An 18,145-nucleotide genomic window follows, 5' to 3' on the forward strand; every position below is an offset into this window, starting at 1 on the left:
CACCTGCTCGCCGTCGGATGGCTCGCCTGGGCACACGGACCACCCCCGCTCGCGCGGGGACCACGCCGTACCGGTCCCGGGCGCCGAGGGCTACCACGGACCACCCCCGCTCGCGCGGGGACCACTCCCCGACGCCCTGGACGACAACGACGACCTGAGGACCACCCCCGCTCGCGCGGGGACCACCCTTCGCGACCTGCGGTTTCTAAGCCGCTTTGCCGGTCCTTGACTTGCTCCTGTCTGTCACCTGCTCATGTTGTCAGAGGGCTGTGGTGGAGTACGCGGTATTCGTGCTGGGGGATGTGGGGTTGGAAGTGATCGATACGCGTATCTGGGGGAAGTCCCATGGCTTAGACAGGCCGTACCCGCTGATGGGGCATCTCGTGGACACGGCGATGGTCGCTGGGGCCGTGTGGGATGCGGTTCTCTCGTCCAGCCGGCATCGTGCGATCGCTGGGGCGCTGGGGGTTTCCGAAGACGGGGCCGGGCGGCTGGTGATGTTGTGGGCCGGTCTGCATGATCTTGGGAAGATCCTTCCGCAATTCCAGGCCGCGGCGTCTCAGGAGCATCCGCTGCACTGCTTGCCGCTCAGGTTGCCCAGCTTCTCGGTGGCCATCATGGCCGTTACCCCGTCTGTGTGGAGCAGAAGGATCTGCGAGACCCTGCACAGGACCTTCCCGAACTGAGCGGGGCGACGGTTGCCCCTGGCTTGACGCGGTGTCCTTGCTCTTGAGTGGGTGACACCGGCGACGAAGAGCAGGATGGCAGCCCGGTCGGAGTGGCCCCGCGCCTGCGACGAGGGTCGGCTGATCATGGCGGTGCGCTGCCGAACGCCAGTTGGCGGCCGTCGTGGTTGATGGTCAGGGCGCAGATCCCGAGGACAGGGCGCCTTGTCACGTCTGGCCCGCCAAGGGCCGCGAGATCATGTCGATCACACTGGCTACCGTCTCGCCTGTGGCTGATACGGGTCGATGATCAATAGTCAGTTCCGTGCGTCCCGTTGCTGCACTTCCTTGAGGACTGCTGCCACCGTGGCGAAGTCATTGTCCACGTGGAGAACTGTGTGCTGGTGATGGACCGCTGTCGCGCACACCAACAGATCGATGGCTCCGGCGGCGCGGTGCTGCCCTTGCTGGGTGAGCTTGTACTGTGCGGTATCGACCCATCGCCAGGCGTTCTTGGGGACTGACGAGAACTGGCAGAGGCCATCCAGCTCTTCGGTCAACTCGTCACGGTGGGCCGGGCTTTTGGCCGAGTAGAGGAACTCCGCCCTGGTGGGCTCGCAGATGTGGAACACACCTGCGGCGATGTGCCCTTCCCAGGGTCGCAACGCCCCCGGCGTTCGGAAGAGGTGCCACAGAGCGGAAGTGTCGAGGAGGTAAGTGATCACTCGAAGGCTGCCCGCCGGGCGCGCTTCGCGGCGGCATGCGCGGCGGCCGCGGCCTCGAACTCGCCCCGCTCGCCCCGCTCGGCCAGCTTCTCGGCAGCCTCCAGTCGCTTGATGCGCGCCACGTAGTCCCGCAGGGCCGCGTTGACGGTCTCCTTCTTCGTCGAGACGCCCATGAGTCGCATCGCCTCGATCAGTGCCTCGTCATCGAGATCGATCTGGGTTACGGACATGCTCGCCACCCCTCACCGCGAATCCATGATGTACATAGTCAGGATACATCGCCAACATGCTTCGCGGCGGTCCCTCGGGTACAGGTCAGACGTGACCGGACCGTCAGGGGGGAGTCACGATGGGAGTTCAAGCCGCTCACGAAACCCGGCCTCACGCGAAGCCCCCCAACTAACGGGACCGCTTCATGGTGAGAGCGAGGGCGGAGATCTTCGGTGCAGGTGGGGTGGGCTCATGTAGGAGCCGTGGGACCGTCAACCATGGATCCCACCCGGATCCGCGACAAAACCCCAGTTCGCAAGGGGTTCGACGGCTTGGTCGGGCCGTGATGTCGCACGTTTGCCTCACGGGTCGGAGGTAAATGCCACACGTGAAAACACGCATCGAACCGCGTTTTTGCAGGTCAGATCGATTCTGCACTGTCGTGCTCGGTGGGGCGGGTGGGACTCGAACCTAAAAGGGTGGCCCATCTCACCTGCGGTTTTACCGGAGAACCGGACATCTATGGCGGATTCGATCCCACCAGATCCTCGACGGTCCCGCTCGATCCAAGCCTGTGAGGCAACTGCCACACAGCGCTGAAGACCGCCCCCGCAGAGGCGAACCACCCGGCGTCGTTCCGAGCACCACATCACCTCACGCGGCGAGGCGTGACTGCGATCTCACCCCTGCGAGCGTAGGGCCCCTCTCAGTCCCGACTACTCAACGTAAGCAGTTTCGCCTTCACCCGACCAGGGCCGCCCCCTGCTCAGAGCCGACCTCAGCCCGGCTCCCGCCCGAACGCCGTACCCGACCGCGCGTGAAGAACTTCTGTGCCTGAACGGGCGCGGTGACCCGGATACGACGTACCCCCGCTCGCGCGGGGACCACTCCCGCCCATGCTCATCATCGCTAGTGCCCCTCGGACCACCCCCGCTCGCGCGGGGACCACACGAACGCAAACCGCTCCGGGGACTCCCCGACCGGACCACCCCCGCTCGCGCGGGGACCGCACGGTCGCGGGGTCGAACGACAACATCGTCTGCGGACCACCCCCGCTCGCGCGGGGACCGCGCCAGAGCGGGCCAGTAGCCGGGGTGGATGGACGGACCACCCCCGCTCGCGCGGGGACCGCTGTCCCTACCCCCGGCTTTTCACACCGTCACGCGGACCACCCCCGCTCGCGCTGGGACCGCGACGTCACGCGATCGGAGTGGATGCGATGAGCCGGACCACCCCCGCTCGCGCGGGGACCGCTCGTGCGCCTTCTCCGCCTGCGTGACCTTCTTCGGACCACCCCCGCTCGCGCGGGGACCGCTATGGCGTGCGGGTCCCCAACTCCGGGGCCTCCGGACCACCCCCGCTCGCGCGGGGACTGCTCCATATGGTGCCCCGGTACGCCGGAGACGGCCGGACCACCCCCGCTCGCGCGGGGACCGCAGCAGCGCCGTCGCGCTGGCCGCGTCGCTCGCGGGACCACCCCCGCTCGCGCGGGGACCACATCCGCCAACGCATCGCCTCACGCGCCAGCCTCGGACCACCCCCGCTCGCGCGGGGACCACGTCCCCGGCGGCGGCGCCTACCAGATGCTGCACGGACCACCCCCGCTCGCGCGGGGACCACGAATTCACGGAACCCGGAACCGCTTTCCAAGAAGGACCACCCCCGCTCGCGCGGGGACCACTCGACCTCGACCTCGGTCTCGTAACGGCTGGTCGGACCACCCCCGCTCGCGCGGGGACCACGCCGCCAGAGCCTTCGGGAAAGACCTGTCCGGCGGACCACCCCCGCTCGCGCGGGGACCACGAAGGCGCCGGCGGGGCTTCTTTCGCGGCCTGCGGACCACCCCCGCTCGCGCGGGGACCACCTGACCTTTCCGGGGTCGTCCCGGTCGACCTTCGGACCACCCCCGCTCGCGCGGGGACCACTGTGGGTCACTGGCTGGTCGGGAGAGCTGAAACGGACCACCCCCGCTCGCGCGGGGACCACGTCCACCTCGCGCACACCGAGCCGTTCGGCCACGGACCACCCCCGCTCGCGCGGGGACCACCCGCAGCATCGCCTCCCGGAATCCTCGGAAGTCGGACCATCCCCGCTCGCGCGGGGACCACTCGCCGAGCTTCCGCGCGGTCCATGCTGCTGCCGGACCACCCCCGCTCGCGCGGGGACCACACGCCCCCGCGCAGCGGGGGCGTTCGTCTGTCCGGACCACCCCCGCTCGCGCGGGGACCACTCCACCGCCTCGTGTCCCACCATGTCGCCGAGCGGACCACCCCCGCTCGCGCGGGGACCACTTGGACCGCAGGAAGTCCACGGCGAGGGTGCTCGGACCACCCCCGCTCGCGCGGGGACCACGGCCCTTGGCCGTCTGACGGGGGGTTTGGCGCCGGACCACCCCCGCTCGCGCGGGGACCACACCCGGGAACTTGAGGAATTCGATCCCCGTGACGGACCACCCCCGCTCGCGCGGGGACCACCACTGAGGGCGCCCAGTGGCCTAAAGGCCAGGCGGACCACCCCCGCTCGCGCGGGGACCACCCCTCGCGACCTGCGGTTTCTAAGCCACTTTGCCGGTCCTTGACTTGCTCCTGTCTGTCACCTGCTCATGTTGTCAGAGGGCTGTGGTGGAGTACGCGGTATTCGTGTTGGGGGATGTGGGGTTGGAAATGATCGATACGCGTATCTGGGGGAAATCCCATGGCTTAGCCCGGCCGTACCCGCTTGTGGGGCATCTCGTGGACACCGCGATGGTCGCTGGGGCCGTGTGGGATGCGGTTCTCTCGCCCAGCCGGCATCGCGTGATCGCTGCGGCGCTGGGGGTTTCCGAAGACGAGGCCGGGCGGCTGGTGATGTTGTGGGCCGGTCTGCATGATCTTGGGAAGATCCTTCCCCAATTCCAGGCCGCGGCGTCTCAGGAACATCCGCTGCACTGCGCCTTTCTGGCCGAGGCGGAGTACGTGCATGATCGTGAGGGCGACAGCGAGGCAGAGAAGATCCGGCATGAGCTGGCGACGAACAGGGCTCTCCCTCATCTGCTGGTGGAGTTCGGATATCCCGTATCAGGGCCTCCGAGTCGTCTTCTTGCCGCTCAGGTTGCCCAGCTTCTCGGTGGCCATCATGGCCGATACCCCGTCTGTGTGGAGCAGAAGGATCTGCGGGACCCCGCACTTGACCTTCCCGAACTGGGCGGGGGCGGCTGGGCCGGCCAGCGGCGTGAGCATGTGACCGCTCTGCACGCACTGTTGGGAAGGCCGGGGGCGCCCGGCGTGCCGCGTATGCCGGTGGAGCTGGCGGTCGTGATCGCGGGCGTGGTGATCGTCTCCGACTGGCTGGCGAGCCAGGACCACACCGTTGAGGCGCAGCAGGCGGCAGCGGAGGCAGATGGAGGGCTGGGGTCGTCCGCCGCGCTGCGGGCCCATGCGCGGCGTGCTTCCGCTGGTGCGCCCGCGTTGGTGGAGGAGGCCGGGATGGGGCGTGCGGTCTTCCGTGAGAGCAGTTTTGCCGGGCTCTTCCCGGAGATCGCGAGGCCCTACCCGTTGCAGGCAAGCCTTCAGGAAGGGCTGGCGGCAGCGGTACGCGGTCCGGGTGTGCTGCTGGTGACGGCGCCCACGGGGGAGGGGAAGACGGAGGCCGCGCTCCATGCGGCGACGGTGATGGGGGCGGCGAGCGACAGTTGCGGGCTGTTGTTCGCCCTGCCGACCCAGGCCACGGCGAACCAGATGTACGAACGGGTCACTGCCTTCGCGCGGCGGAACCTGCTCGGTACGGCCCGGTTGACGCTGCTGCACGGTTCCGCCGACCTGTATCAGCCCTACGCGGAGCCGCCGGCTGACGGTGGCGAGGTCGAGCCCCGTGTCCTGTCCGACCGTGACGGCGACCCGCGCCGGGAGGAGACGGTCGCCGTGACGGCCGGCAGGTGGCTGCGTATGCGCGGTCGGGGCATCCTCGCCCCGCTCGCCGTCGGGACGATCGATCAGGCCCTGATGGGGGTTCTTCCGCTGAAGCGCAACGCACTCCGGCATCTCGGGCTTTCCGGCAAGACCGTTGTGATCGACGAAGCGCATGCCTACGACGCGTACACGCACGCTCTGCTGTTGCGGCTGCTGGAGTGGCTGGGCGCCATGGGGGCCCCGGTGGTCCTGCTGTCGGCGACCCTTACCGGTGATACGGCCGCCGGCCTGATGCGCGCGTACCGGGCAGGTGCCGGTCACGGCTCAGGCGCGGAGGACTTGCCTGCGCCCATGTACCCGGGATGGATGTACTTGGACGCCGTCAGCGGCGCGGTCACCGTCCCGGACAGACCAGTGAGCAGCGTGCGGGTCCGCGAACTGGCGCTGGAGATGCTGCCGGTCGCCCACACCTATGACCTCACGGTCCCGGAAAACCGCCTCACCGCCCTCTTCGGGGAACTCGACGGAGTGGCAGCGGAGGGCGGATGCGCCGCGGTGATCTGCACCACCGTCGCGGAAGCCCAGAAGACCTATGAGGCTCTGCGCGAGCACTACCGAGGCCGGTACGGAGCGGATTACGCGGGCTGGGACGACCGTTCGGCGGACGACGCGGCCAGGGAGGACGCCGCAGCCGGTCCCCGGCTGCGGCTGCTGCACGCCCGCTTGTCTGCTCATTGCTGCGCTCACGTCGTGCACCGCCGAGGCCGCGACGGGCCCGAAGTCCACAAGCGGCTGGCCGAGCGCGAACTTGAGCCCGGCAGCGAACGCGCCGTCGCCGAAGATCCCCTCGGTACCAACGAGGTCCTGGACCGTACGACGTGCCTCGACACCGTTGCGTGCGTCGGAGCGCCCTGTCTGCTGAGGGAAGCGCCGCGGAGCGGCTCGGCTTTCGCGGTTACTGACGCACGGGTGCGATAGTCAGCAGTCCGCATCCGTATGCCTTCCCCCGTCCGATACCAGCAGCGAGTTTCTCACGGCAAAGGTCGGAGTCTATGACCCTAGCCATTCCGTCGAATTGGGTGCGGGAATGGCGGATTCGCTGCCGTGCGGCGGCACCTTCGGTGCCGCGGGGGCCACTTACGGCTTCGAGGGGGTGGGCGTTGACGTGCAGGGGTTCAAGGCCGGCTGCGGCGGACTGGCGTTCCCACCATGCGATGGCGGCGTTGCCGCTCAGGGCGACGACCGGCGGGAGCTTGTACTCCTCCTGCGTCCTGGCCGAGGGCTTGCGCACGGCGTTGGCCACGCAGCGGTAGTTGACGAGCGTCCCGTTGTGCACCGCCTTCAGCAGGTCGTCGAGGGAGCGGGTTTCGGTCTTGCCGTACGCGTCGGGCAGCCGTGAGGGGTCTGGCTCTACGCGGCTCTGCAGGAGGATCTGTGGCCCACGTGGGGTTTCCTCGGCCCGGAACAGCACTCCGTATGCCGCGCGGGCCGGGCCTTCGACTCCGTCGGGGAACATCTGCAGGACGCGCTGGTGCAGGCGGATGCCCTGCGCGGCGCCGCGCAGGTCCCGGCGGGCGTCGGGAGAAGTGGGCGAGGGCACGATGCGGGTCAGCCACAGGGTCACCGGGTGCTCCTCCGCGGCTCGATGAAGTAGGTGTCGATATAGGTCTGGAGCTTCTCCAGGTAACCGGTGCCGAAGCCTTCGTACGTGGCATCCGGTAGGTGCACGGCACGCCGGTACAGCGGGCGCGGCTGGTATTGGCGCTCCAGTGGAGCGAAGGACACCGGTTCGTCGGTGACTTCGCCGCTGTGGTGGTCACCGTCGCCGCTGTCGGCGGCGTCGGAGTCCAGGGGGAGGGCCCCGAGGGGCTTGTCGCCGTAGAACTCGATCGGCTGTGGGCCGCGGTGTGGCTTCTTGGCCGCCAGCGGCATCCGTACCAGGTGGTGCAGTGGATCTTCCACGGCTCCCAACAGCACGGGGCCTTCGGGCGGACAGGCGCGGCGGCCGAGGAAGAGGGGCCAGTGCGGTTCCCGCAGGGCACCGGCGCACGAGGTGAGCAGCTCGTTGTCGTCGGAGGTCAGGGCGACGGTGAAGGCTGCGTCGGCGAGGTACTGGCGCTTGGACACCAGGGTGCCGTTGCTCCGGCGTTCGCCGTTGACGGTGATGACGGTCTCGTGTGCGGGCAGTCCGCCGCCTACAGTGTGGAAGTCGGACAGCACGACCCCCGGTCGGTCGACACGCACCGTCATCGACAGCGTCGTCAGATCGGTGATGGACGCGCCGCGTGCACGCCCGAGGGCTGCGGCCAGCATGCCGATGACCCCGGACCGTGTGGGGAACGGGGCGGTGTCCCGCCATGTGTACTTGCTGTGCGTTCCCCAGGACTGGAGTGGGCCTGTCAGCCGCAGCAGCAGCCCGTGGGCGGGCCGTGCGGTCACTGCGGGGCCTCGGCGAGAGCGGCGGCGACGGCGGCGGAGACGAGTGCTTCGAAGGAGGAGCAGCGCTCGCCGAGGTGCTGCAGCTTGTCGAATTCGAGGGAGGCGTGTGCCGCGTGCAGGACGCGGTCGGGGCCGAGGAGGGTGTTGGCGGCCTTGGCGTACGCGTCGATGCCCACCACCGAGCGGCCGACGAAGCCTCCCTGCGCGGCTGACCGTACGGGCTCTTCGAAAGCGGCGGCGAAGGACAGCGGCCGGTCGGAGCGTACGGCGACGTGGACCAGGTGCGGGAGTGTGTGCGGGGCGGTGGAGTTCTTTTTCGCCTGCGGCAGGGACTCGATGAAGGACAGCAGGAACTGGCCGATGAGTTCGCGGGCGGCCTCAGGATCGAGGGCGCTGTCGTCGCCCAGGTTCTTGGCGAGCTCCTTGAGGTCGACGGTGGCGAACCGGTAGAAGGTGCTGGCGCTGAACTCGGCAGTTCCCATGTGACCGCTGCCTGTCTCGTCGTTCTTCGCTTCGGTGACGTCGTCGACGGCGGCGAAGTAGTCGAGTTCGACCTCGGTGGTGTGGGTGGTGAAGGCGTGCGCGACCTGGACGGCGCCGTCGACGCCGGCTTCGTCGACCTCGGCGAGCATCCGGCCGAAGAGGTTGATGATGCCGTTCTTCGCCCGCAGGATCTCGTCGATCTGCTTCTTCGGCAGGACACTCTCCTGCTTTTTGACTTTACCGGTGAAGTCAGTCGTGAGCGCGTCCTTGTGGGCTTCGGCGATGTCCGCCAGGGCCTCGACAGCGTCCTCGGGGAGGTAGACGAGCGCGTTGGTCAGCACCTTGTTCTTGATGGGCTGCTTGTCCGGTCCCTTGGCCACCTCCCACTTGATGCTGCTGCCCGCCGCCACATGCGCACCGGCACGTTCGGCGAGTTCTCCGTCCCACCCGCGGCTTTGCAGCGTCTCGGTGACCCGTTCGCCGATGCGGCGCGTGCGCAGTGTCCTGTGCCCGAGGGTGTTCTGGAAGTGCTCGCGGACGGCCCGCTTCCACGACTGACTGGAGACGCGGGTGCGCAGGGCGTCGCCGTAGAGCACGGTTTTCACCGAGTTGGTGTCGTCCCGGTTGAGATTTGCGTACGGCACCGGCTGCACGATGTGGATGTCGATGAAGCGGGGTGTGGCGGCCATCAGGGTTCTCCTGTGGGTGGGTAGGTCAGTCCTGGTCGATGCGGGCGGTGATCCGGTAGAAGTCCTGCAGCCAATGGCGGGAGATGCGGCCCGACCGGTACGGCCAGTCGACGAGGTCTGCCAGCAACCGCCCCCAGTCGATGACGGTGCCGGTGGTGCGCACCTGGTTCACCGCAGCGGGAAGGTGCAGGTGGATGCCGCGGATGCTCTGCCGAGTCAGACGATTGATGCTGCTTTCCGCGGCGCTGAGCCGCATGGACGTGCCTTTCCCCGTGACCGCGTGCCCCAGAGCGGTGCCGAACGAGGTCCCGTACGAGGTGCCGTACGGGGCGGTCTTGGGCGGCGTATTCCCCTCTCCCCGCTCCCCGTCCTCTCGTGAAGTCTGCTTCTGGGCTGGCCCTGGTGCCTCTTCGGCGCCTTCGTCTTCGTCCTCGTCCTGGTCGGCCACGAAAGCGTGCCGCGGCTGGGCCGCGATCAGCGAGGCCACCGTGTAGTGAGCCTGTGCCGTGCGGTCATCGCACCCGTCACGCAGCAGCGGCGTGAGCAGCCGGTGCATGTCGCGTGCGCGTGGGTGGTCGAGGTCGCGGCGCAGGCCCGCGCGCAGGGCGGCGCGGGCCCCGGGATCGTTGCGGCACAGGCGCTCGATGTGGTCGGTGAAGGCGAGGCAGGCGGCACGCTTGCGGTGCGGCTTGCTCTCTTCGGGGGCTTGGGTGGTCACGTCCTGTCCTCGGGTTGGCGGGGGAGGGCTACGACTTCTTCTTCCTCCTCTGCTCCATCGCCTTGAGCGGGTCGCTTCGGGCAGCGAGGATGATCGACTTTGCTCCGGTCACGGCCTTCGCGCCCCGCGGCGTACGTGTCACAGAGTCGGTCACCGCCTCGTACGCCTCCAGCGCGTGCCGCGCGAAGGCCCGGCACGTCGCCTCGAAATCGAAGCCGGAGTCTGCGGCACCCTCTGCCCGTGTCAGGCGCCGGAAGCGGGCCCAGAACTCCTTCTCCGCCGCGGGCCAGTACCGCGCGGCGACCGCGTCGAGCCAGGCTCCGGGATCGTTCTTCTTGTCGTCCGTGTACCCCAGCCAGGCCCTCTTCGTGGCGTACTCCAGCCGGCCTCCGAAGAGTTCGCCGAGTTCCCGGAGCTGGCGTACGGGACGCTCGGTACTCACCGCGGCTTTCTCCGCTCGGGAGAGGAGCACCGGGGTGACGGAATCGACGTATTGGTAGTTCGCCGCCTGGGCGGCGTCCTGTTCGAAGCCGAGCGCGCGCACCCGCAGGTACTCGCTGACGTCGAAGGCGTGATCCATGACCTTCGGCTGAAGAGGGCTTTCGTCGTCCAACTGCTTGAGGAGAAGGGCGTCGATGTCCCGCCACAGGGACCGGGAGGAGCGGGCGTAGCGGGGGTAGGTGTTCCCCTCCTGGTCGAAGTCCCAGATCAGGTAGTCGTCTTGGGGCCGGAGCCGCTCGGCGTCGTAGGCCCAGGTGATGTACGCGTCGGCGATATGCTCGCCGTCGTCGGCGGGCACGAGATACAGCGCGTGCTGCGAGCAGGCGGTGAGCCGTGAGCAGGGCCCTTGTGGTTCGGGCATCGGTTTGAGCGGGTCGGAGAGGGTGTCGCGCTCCCAGGGACACAGGTCGGTCTCCCGGCTGACGTCGCTGTCCGGCGGGGTCAGGCCGGCGAGCAGCGTCAGGAAGAGGTTGTCGCACTCGGGGTGGTACGACAGTGCCGCCCGCAGCGGTGATGCCTTCGCGTAGTGATGGCTCACCGTGCCGACCGTACGAGTCGAGCAGGTACCAGGGGCTCCCCAGTAGTGCCAGGTCAGCAGCGCCAGCGCTGCTTGCGAGAGGCCGGGGAACAGGAGCTTCTCGCTGTTCCAGTGCCCGAACCAGGAGTGGTTGTTGCCCGCTGCCCGGCTCATGACCAGCTTGTTGACCCCGGCGGTGTTGGTGCTGTCGCACTGCTGAGGAAGGCGGGGGTCCTGGAGCCAGGGGCGCTCGCTGTCGAAGAGACCGAAGCGGTGACGCCACTGAGTGAAGTAGCCGTCGATACCCGGCCGGTGGCCCTTGGGGAGTTCGATGCTCTGCTCGGGAAAGCCCTGGTCGAGGATCTCCTCCCGCCGGTCGCCCCAGCTTCCCGGCCCGGCCTCGTCCAGGCCGGTGATCCGGGCGGTGAGCGCGTACAGCAGGCGCAGCAGCGCCGAGTGGGCGGGGGCTTCCGGGACGAGGAGGGTGCGGATGTCACGGGCACGCAGGAACAGCTCCTTGAGGCCCACTTCCGGTGGACCTGACTTTCCCTTCACCCACGCGACCGGGATCCATGGCTGGTCGATCAGATCGGATGCAGGCGTGGTCACGCGTCTTCCCCCCTGGTCGAAGCGTGCACCGAGTCTAGGCGTGGGGACGCGAGTGGCGTGGGTCGTTACGGCAAGTGCTCGATCTCCAGGCCCAGGTGGCTCATACGGAAGTGGTGAGTCGGGGTGGTGTGCTCCCACCGGTCGTCCACAGGGTCCAAGTGCAGGCGGAGCACGGCCTTGAGGGCTGCCATGTCGTGCCAGGTGCGGTTGGCGTCGCCCTCCACGCCCTGCAGGAGCCGTTTGGGTACCGGCACCAGATAGGGCACGAACTGAGCCGGGTTCGGCTTCTTCTTGCCTGGAGGGCCGGTCTTCTCCTCAAGGACGCCGTCTTCCAGGAAGTACACGTCCTGTCCCTGCTTGTTGTAACCGGAGTACAGGCACACCACCTGCACCATCTCCCCGCCGAGTACGCGCGTGAGCAGCTCAGGGCCCATCCCCGGGTGGTAGCGGCTCAGTTGGCCAAGGTCGCCCTCAAGCTCTCGCGGCCCGGGCACTGCCGCCCAGCCCGCGGTGCCGCTGCCTGCGCGTTCCCGGACCGTGCGCCGGTTGTCCAACTGCCGTAGCTCACGCGCCACGGCGTCCTCCAGCCCGTCGACGAGTTCGTCGGCGTAGACCTCGTCCAGCAGCAGTGGCCCTTCGTCGGGCAGGGACACCGTGCGGCCGGCCCCGAGGAGTTCGGCGGTACGCCGCACCAGCCCGGCGTCGTCCAGGGCGGAAGCCGCGCCCGCCCCCAGCACCAGGAGCCGCGGCGCGTCGCCGGCCCGCTGTTCCGCGCGGATCAGCAGGTCAGCGAGGGGCGCGGGCCCCGAGACGACGAGGTCGAAATGCAGGCCCTGGACATGCTGCAGCATCGGCGTCGTCACCAGCACCGAGGGCCCCGGAGCCCCAGAGGTACGGGCGAAGACGCTGCGGCAAGCGGCGAGCCGCTGCCATCGGTCCTTGTTGCACATCTGCTCGTGGACCAGGCGCACGTCGAAACCGGGCAGGTCCTCTTCGAGCTGCCGGAACATGCGGATGGCTTCCTCGGGGGAGGACTGATAGACGACGGCCGCACGCTTGCCGGTCGCGGCCATCCGTGCAAGAGCCGCCCGGACCTCGTCGTATGGCGTCCCATCGACGACCTCGATGCTGAGCGTGACGGCACGGTCGGGCGCGGCCGGCTGCTCGCAGGCGTGCTCGGCGCCGGACCGCGCATCCACGAACGACCACCCGGGCAGCCGACGAGGCTGCTTCACCGGCTCCTTGCTCTCTCCAGCGCCACGGCGGTACGCCGCCAGCATTGCGTCTACCGACTTGTCCGCCGTCGCAGTAGCAAGCACCACCGGGATGCGCAGGGCAGCAGCCCACTCCAGGAACCGCAGCATCAGCTTCTGCCCCCAAGCGCCGCGAGCATGCGCTTCATCGACGACGACGACCTTGCCGGAGAAGGCGAAGAGTCTCATCACGTTGAACGCCAACGGCAGCATGGACTGCAGCAGTTCGTCGACCGTCCCGGTACCCAGCGGGGCCAGGAGCGCGCGGTGCCGGTAGTTGAGCCAGCTGTTCGCCGTCGGGGCCCACCCCTCGCCAGGCTCCCCACCGATTCCGCCCGTCGCACTGGCCCGCGCCCACGCACCCGCCGCCTCAGCCGGATTCAGCCGCGAGGAACTGTGAAGCAGGAGCGACTGCCAGGGACCGGTGAGTGCCTGCTCAGCGAAGGCGTGCACCTGTCCCATGTGGCTGTCGGCCGCCGACCCGGTCGGCAGGGCGTAGAAGAGACCCCGTGCGCCGACCGCATGCCCCAAGACCGCCGCAGCGTGGAGAGCCGTTCTCGTACGGTCCTCTCCCGGCGGGGAGCTCACTACAGCCATGCCCGGCCCGTGCGCGGCCACGAGCCCGGGCAGCTGGCGGGCCAGACTTCCATGAAGCTCGGCCTCGTCTTCGTACCGCGACGGGCCCGGAGGCCGGGCGAAGCCCGTCCCCAGCAGCTCCGTCTGCCGCACCAGCCGGGGTGCCGCATCGCGGGCGACCTGCCAATAGGAGTCCAGGTCTTCAGGAGTCCCGGCCCATCCGACCTCCCTGAGCCGGGTCTGGATCTCGTCCTCGATACTGGCCAGCCAGTCCGACAGCATCACCAACCCCGTCAGGACCACGGCCGCTCCGGGTGTCATCCGCCCCTGTGGAACCACCTGCGCCCCGACCACCCTGCGCACCTCGGCGAAGTGGATCCGCCGCTGCTCCTCCCAACCTCCCACGCCCAGACCGGGGTGACGCGCCGCCGGGCACCGGGAGTCCTTGTCATGCAGTACCGGGTGGTATCGGCCCCCGTGTCCGCCAAGGAGCTGGGACACCGCGTGGCTGAGCCGCGTCTGCGGACGCCGCTTCGATGACGGATAGCCGATCTCCTGGAAGAGCCCCACCAGCCACCAGTGCGCCGCCGCCTCATGTGACTGCCTGTCCTCCGTGGCGCGGGTATCGAACGCGTACGCCGCCTGGTCGCCCAATTCCGCCGCGAGCAGCGTCCCGTCCGCGTTCTTCGGGCCATGCCGATGCAACTGGAACGGCACGCTGATCTTCCCGATGTCATGAAGCCCCGCCCAGAACGCCGCGAGCGCCCGCGCCTCCGCCTCCGGAACCTGCAGCGCCTCCGCCACCATGCTCCGCTGGTGCGCCGTCAGCAGCTCGTCCCAGATGACCTCGGCGACGGCCGCCGTGTCCAGGAGATGGCAGATCACGGGATGCGTGTTTTCCGCGAGGCGGGCGTTCTTACCCAGCTTCCGGGCCTTGCCCCAGAGTCGGGAGTCCAGAGGCATGCGGCTCCTTCACGCGATGTGGTGCAGGTGCACCTGCACCGATGCGCGGCGGACACACCGCACCCGCACTTCCTCACCTTGGCGCGATGACCTTCCGGTGGCCGACGACGGGCGTGCACTCATTCACGTTGGCGCCGGCACCGGTGCCCCGTAGAATACGCACTGCTGCACGCCTCCCCGGGAGGTGCGCGGAATCGCAACGGCCATCCAAGCGACGGCGGTTCGGGACAAGGCCACGACCCTCCCCGAGGGACGCGGACCCCTCGGAGCGTCACAACTTGGAGGGTTCATGTCCCTATTCCTGCACAAGTTCATCCTTCGCCGCGAGGTCCTCCTTGAGGGCTCACGGCTGGTGGTCAGCACGGCACTCCGTGTCCTGATCCACGAACTCGTCAGCTGGCTCATCTGAGCCAAGGTGACGGGCTCCGGGGGCCCGTCACCCCTCCCGCGTCTGAACCTCCGCATCACATCTGACACGTCACTCTTCGCAGGGCCCCGACGGCGGTCTCCGAGTCCTGCTCCCTGCGCAGGCGGGGGTGAACCGGCCGCTGCGGAGACCGGGGTCCTCGCGGTGCAGCGCTCCCCGCGCACGCGGAGAGCGCGCTTCGCGACCTGCGGTTTCCAAGTCGCCTCGGCAGTCCCTGACTTCAGCCACGTCCGTCGCCCGGCCATGTTGTTCAGAGGGCTGTGGTGGAGTACGCGGTATTCGTATCGGGAAAGCCGGGTTGAAAATGATCGGCCGCGGCCTTCCTCGACGCGTTCATCGTCTCGATGCCTTCCGCGAAGAAGACCTTCACCGCCCCCAACACCGCACCCGACCTGGTCCACGTGGCTGTCCGCTCCGACCGCCCGCTCCCCCTGGCCGCCGCGTTCGAGAAGCCGGTGCGGGCCGAGGCAAGGGACGGGCCCGCATGTCACGCGAAGCCCTCAGCAGCTACGCCGACCGTATCCACACCCTCCTCGGGGGACAGCGGCGTCCTGCGCGCGCGACCGTGTCTTCCGCTCCCTCCCCGCCTACACCACCAGCCGTGCCCTCCCCGCCGACCTGTGCGGCGGCTACGGCACGGACTACCTCGACGCCCTCACCACCTACCTCCACTGCTTCCGCCCCGAAGGGAGCGCCTCATGACCACCCCGGTCGCCACCGGCAGTGGCACCACCACCCAGCAGGCATGGCTGACGCGCCTACTCCTCAACCCCGGACACCGACAGGTCCAGTTCGACCTCGCCAACGCCGCGGGGCTCCACCGCCGCCTCATGAAGCTCGTGCCCGACGGACTCGGAGAAAGCCCCCGGGCCCAGGCCGGTCTTCTCTTCCGGCTCGACACCCAGGGTGCCGTGACCGCGCTGCTGGTCCAGACCCGTACTCCCGTGGACACCAGCCGCCTGCCCACCGGCTACGCGCAGGCACAGACCCGCGACATGGGGCCCATGCTCACTTCCCTGCGCCCCGGACTCCCGCTGCGCTACCGCTTCTTGGGCAACACCATTCGCCGCTGCGGCCGTAACAGCACCGTCGGCCGCTGGAAGCAAGCCGTCCCCCTGCACGGGGACGACGCCGACCAGTGGTGGATCGAGCGCGCGACCGGCGCCGGCCTGGTCCTCAACACGCTGGCGTCGGAGCCGGCGCAGGCTCTCGCGGCCTCCCACCCCGTCAGCTCGGAAAGCCCAGGCAAGAGCGGTCCACAGACGGCAGGCGCAGGACGGGGAGCCAAGGGGAGCACCGTCCGTATCGAGCACGCGGCCACGCTCTTCCAGGGCACCGCCACCGTCCAGGACCCGGCCGCCCTGCGTGAGGCCCTGCTCAAGGGCATCGGACGCAGCAAGTCCTATGGATGCGGACTGCTCAGCCTCGCGCCCGCCGGACGCGACGGGTAGGCGCTCATGTCCTCTGCCCCGCACACCAAGGCGACCGCCCGCCGTCGCATCGCCGCCCCCACCCTCGCCATGCTGCCCCGCTTCGGCGACTCCCTCTCCTTCCTGTACGCCGACGTCGTCCGCATAGTCCAGGACGACACCGGCATCAGCGCCGAGACCACCTCGGCCGACGGCGAGACCACCCGCGTCTACCTGCCCACCTCCGCGCTCTCCTGCCTCCTGCTCGGGCCGGGCACCTCCATCACCCAGCCCGCGCTCTCCACCCTCGCCCGCCACGGAACCACGGTGGTCTGCACCGGCTCGGGCGGAGTCCGCTGCTACTCCGCCACCACCCCCGCCTCCCTCACCACCCGCTGGCTCGAACACCAGGTACACCGCTGGAGCGACACCGAACGGCGCCTCGCCGTCGCGCGGGAGATGTACCTCATGCGCTTCCAGACGCGGGTACCGCCCAGCACCGAGCTGGCAAGTCTGCGGGGGATGGAGGGACAGCGGATGAAAGCCCTCTACAAACTCCTCGCCCAGCAACACCGCATCGGCCGCTTCCGCCGCGCCTACGACCCCGACTCCTGGGACACCCAGGACCCGGTCAACCTGGCCCTCTCCTCGGCCAACACCTGCCTCTACGGCATCGTCCACGCCGCACTCACCGCCCTGGGCTGCTCACCCGCGCTCGGCTTCGTCCACCAAGGGGCCCAGCTCGCCTTCGTCTACGACGTCGCCGACCTGTACAAGGCCGAACTCACCGTGCCGCTGGCCTTCTCGCTGCACGACTCCACCAACCCAGAAGCGGAAGCCCGCCGCCGCTTCCGCCAAGAGCTACGTCTCTTCAAGCTGCTGCCACGCATCGTGAACGACGTCCAGACCCTCCTCGCCCCCGAAGAAGCCGACCCGCTGCCCGACGGACAGGCCGTAGACATGGTCAACCTGTGGGACCCCACCAGCGGCTCCGTGCCCGCAGGCGTCAACTACGCGGACCACGAGGACCAGGCGTGATGCGCCCAGCACCCGCCGAAGCCCACCCAGAGACCGCCAAACCCTTGCCCGACAAAGGCCGCCAACAATGCCGTCCATGACCGTTCTCGCCACGACCGCTGTCCCCGACCACGTCAGAGGTGCCCTCACCCGCTGGATGACAGAACCCATGCCCGGCCTCTACGTCGGCACCCTCTCCGCCCGAGTCCGCGACGAACTGTGGTCCGTCGTCCATGCCTCCATCGGTACCGGCGCCGCCGTCCTCATCCACCCCGAAGCCAACGAACAAGGCTTCGCCCTCCACACCGCAGGCGAACGCCGCCGCATCCCGATCGACTTCGACGGCATCACCCTGATCGCCTTCCGGCCCGAGGAAGACCAAGAGATGGCAAAGGGGGTATAGCGTTGCAGGTCGGGAAGGGTGCTCCCCGCGCGGGCGGGGGTGAACCGAGGTCAACCGCCTCGTCGGGGCTGAGAGTTCGGTGCTCCCCGCGCGGGCGGGGGTGAACCGGGCAAGAAAGTCATCAAGGGCATCGTCGGCTAGTGCTCCCCGCGCGGGCGGGGGTGAACCGATCCAGAATCTTCGGGGTCTTCGCCCCTCGTCGTGCTCCCCGCGCGGGCGGGGGTGAACCGCACTGGGAGAAAGCCACGGCGGTAATCGCTGCGTGCTCCCCGCGCGGGCGGGGGTGAACCGCTGCTTGGCGTGCCTGTACCAGGTAGGCCAGGGTGCTCCCCGCGCGGGCGGGGGTGAACCGGTGCTGGCCGCGTGGGCGGGGCACACCGATGCGTGCTCCCCGCGCGGGCGGGGGTGAACCGGCTCTCGCCACGGTGGCGCTGGGATCGACCACGTGCTCCCCGCGTGGGCGGGGGTGAACCGTTCCGTGACGGCAAGGCCATCCGAATCAAGGAGTGCTCCCCGCGTGGGCGGGGGTGAACCGCACCTCGGCATGCACGAGCAGGAACGACTGGTGTGCTCCCCGCGCGGGCGGGGGTGAACCGTGGGAGCGCGAAGACCGGGCCCGGTTCCAGTGGTGCTCCCCGCGCGGGCGGGGGTGAA

The 18,145-nt window shown here is 69.1% G+C and carries 13 protein-coding genes, 1 pseudogene and 3 CRISPR repeat arrays (2 of these 17 only partly in view); of the genes and pseudogenes, 6 read left to right on the forward strand and 8 right to left on the reverse strand.

Features of this window, described 5'->3' with window-relative positions; genetic code table 11:
* Positions 1-186: a CRISPR direct-repeat array (repeat unit 29 nt; unit sequence CGGACCACCCCCGCTCGCGCGGGGACCAC); it begins 514 nt to the left of the window's first position.
* 83 nt (positions 187-269) lie between these two features.
* A complete protein-coding gene (locus NMN56_RS01090) occupies positions 270-686 on the forward strand; it encodes an HD domain-containing protein (protein ID WP_280842615.1) in 417 nt (138 codons plus the stop codon).
* A gap of 296 nt (positions 687-982) precedes the next feature.
* Here NMN56_RS01090 and NMN56_RS01095 read toward each other — a convergent pair whose 3' ends face one another.
* Both NMN56_RS01095 and NMN56_RS01100 read right to left on the reverse strand, forming a co-directional pair.
* Positions 983-1,390, reverse strand: coding sequence for a PIN domain nuclease (locus NMN56_RS01095; RefSeq protein WP_274039754.1), 408 nt, complete (start codon positions 1,388-1,390; stop codon positions 983-985).
* Positions 1,387-1,620: a type II toxin-antitoxin system VapB family antitoxin gene (locus NMN56_RS01100; protein ID WP_274039753.1), complete on the reverse strand. Its 234-nt coding sequence runs from the start codon at positions 1,618-1,620 to the stop codon at positions 1,387-1,389. Before NMN56_RS01100 ends, NMN56_RS01095 begins: the two co-directional genes overlap by 4 nt.
* Before the next feature lie 839 nt (positions 1,621-2,459).
* Positions 2,460-4,135: direct repeats of the CRISPR family, unit length 29 nt; unit sequence CGGACCACCCCCGCTCGCGCGGGGACCAC.
* Positions 4,136-4,263: 128 nt separating this feature from the next.
* Between NMN56_RS01100 and NMN56_RS01105 the strand changes: the two genes are divergently transcribed.
* The gene (locus NMN56_RS01105; RefSeq protein WP_274039752.1) at positions 4,264-6,465 is read left to right on the forward strand and encodes a CRISPR-associated endonuclease Cas3''; all 2,202 of its coding nucleotides are present in this window, start codon (positions 4,264-4,266) and stop codon (positions 6,463-6,465) included.
* Here the strand turns inward: NMN56_RS01105 and cas6e (NMN56_RS01110) are convergent.
* From cas6e (NMN56_RS01110) to NMN56_RS01135, 6 genes are all read right to left on the reverse strand, one after another.
* A complete protein-coding gene (gene cas6e, locus NMN56_RS01110) occupies positions 6,443-7,111 on the reverse strand; it encodes a type I-E CRISPR-associated protein Cas6/Cse3/CasE (RefSeq protein WP_274039751.1) in 669 nt (222 codons plus the stop codon). The genes NMN56_RS01105 and cas6e (NMN56_RS01110) overlap by 23 nt on opposite strands.
* Positions 7,108-7,926 (reverse strand): type I-E CRISPR-associated protein Cas5/CasD, encoded by an 819-nt coding sequence (cas5e, locus tag NMN56_RS01115; protein WP_274039750.1) that lies wholly within the window; start codon positions 7,924-7,926, stop codon positions 7,108-7,110. The genes cas6e (NMN56_RS01110) and cas5e overlap by 4 nt, the downstream gene beginning before the upstream one ends.
* Positions 7,923-9,098 (reverse strand): type I-E CRISPR-associated protein Cas7/Cse4/CasC, encoded by a 1,176-nt coding sequence (gene cas7e, locus NMN56_RS01120; RefSeq protein WP_274039749.1) that lies wholly within the window; start codon positions 9,096-9,098, stop codon positions 7,923-7,925. Before cas7e ends, cas5e begins: the two co-directional genes overlap by 4 nt.
* A 25-nt stretch (positions 9,099-9,123) precedes the next feature.
* Positions 9,124-9,816: a type I-E CRISPR-associated protein Cse2/CasB gene (gene casB, locus NMN56_RS01125; protein ID WP_274039748.1), complete on the reverse strand. Its 693-nt coding sequence runs from the start codon at positions 9,814-9,816 to the stop codon at positions 9,124-9,126.
* 28 nt (positions 9,817-9,844) lie between these two features.
* Complete coding sequence (gene casA, locus NMN56_RS01130; RefSeq protein ID WP_274039747.1) at positions 9,845-11,443, reverse strand: type I-E CRISPR-associated protein Cse1/CasA; 1,599 nt, start codon at positions 11,441-11,443, stop codon at positions 9,845-9,847.
* 65 nt (positions 11,444-11,508) lie between these two features.
* Positions 11,509-14,235 carry a CRISPR-associated endonuclease Cas3'' gene (locus NMN56_RS01135; protein ID WP_274039746.1) on the reverse strand — a complete coding sequence of 909 codons (2,727 nt, stop codon included), beginning with the start codon at positions 14,233-14,235 and terminating at the stop codon, positions 11,509-11,511.
* A gap of 771 nt (positions 14,236-15,006) precedes the next feature.
* On the opposite strand from NMN56_RS01135, the pseudogene NMN56_RS42985 reads away from it, so the two are divergent.
* The 4 genes and pseudogenes from NMN56_RS42985 to cas2e form a co-directional block, all read left to right on the forward strand.
* Positions 15,007-15,081, forward strand: a pseudogene (locus NMN56_RS42985) (hypothetical protein); the annotation flags it as partial.
* Between the two features lie 279 nt (positions 15,082-15,360).
* Positions 15,361-16,113: a type I-E CRISPR-associated protein Cas6/Cse3/CasE gene (gene cas6e, locus NMN56_RS01145; protein WP_274039745.1), complete on the forward strand. Its 753-nt coding sequence runs from the start codon at positions 15,361-15,363 to the stop codon at positions 16,111-16,113.
* A 6-nt stretch (positions 16,114-16,119) separates the two neighbouring features.
* A complete protein-coding gene (cas1e, locus tag NMN56_RS01150; protein WP_274039744.1) occupies positions 16,120-17,109 on the forward strand; it encodes a type I-E CRISPR-associated endonuclease Cas1e in 990 nt (329 codons plus the stop codon).
* Between the two features lie 67 nt (positions 17,110-17,176).
* Positions 17,177-17,491, forward strand: a complete 315-nt coding sequence (gene cas2e / locus NMN56_RS01155) for a type I-E CRISPR-associated endoribonuclease Cas2e (protein ID WP_274039743.1) — start codon at positions 17,177-17,179, stop codon at positions 17,489-17,491.
* 18 nt (positions 17,492-17,509) lie between these two features.
* Positions 17,510-18,145: direct repeats of the CRISPR family, unit length 29 nt; unit sequence GTGCTCCCCGCGCGGGCGGGGGTGAACCG (it continues 64 nt past the right edge of the window).

This window comes from Streptomyces iconiensis, assembly GCF_028657195.3.
GTDB classification, from domain to species: Bacteria; Actinomycetota; Actinomycetes; order Streptomycetales; family Streptomycetaceae; genus Streptomyces; species Streptomyces iconiensis.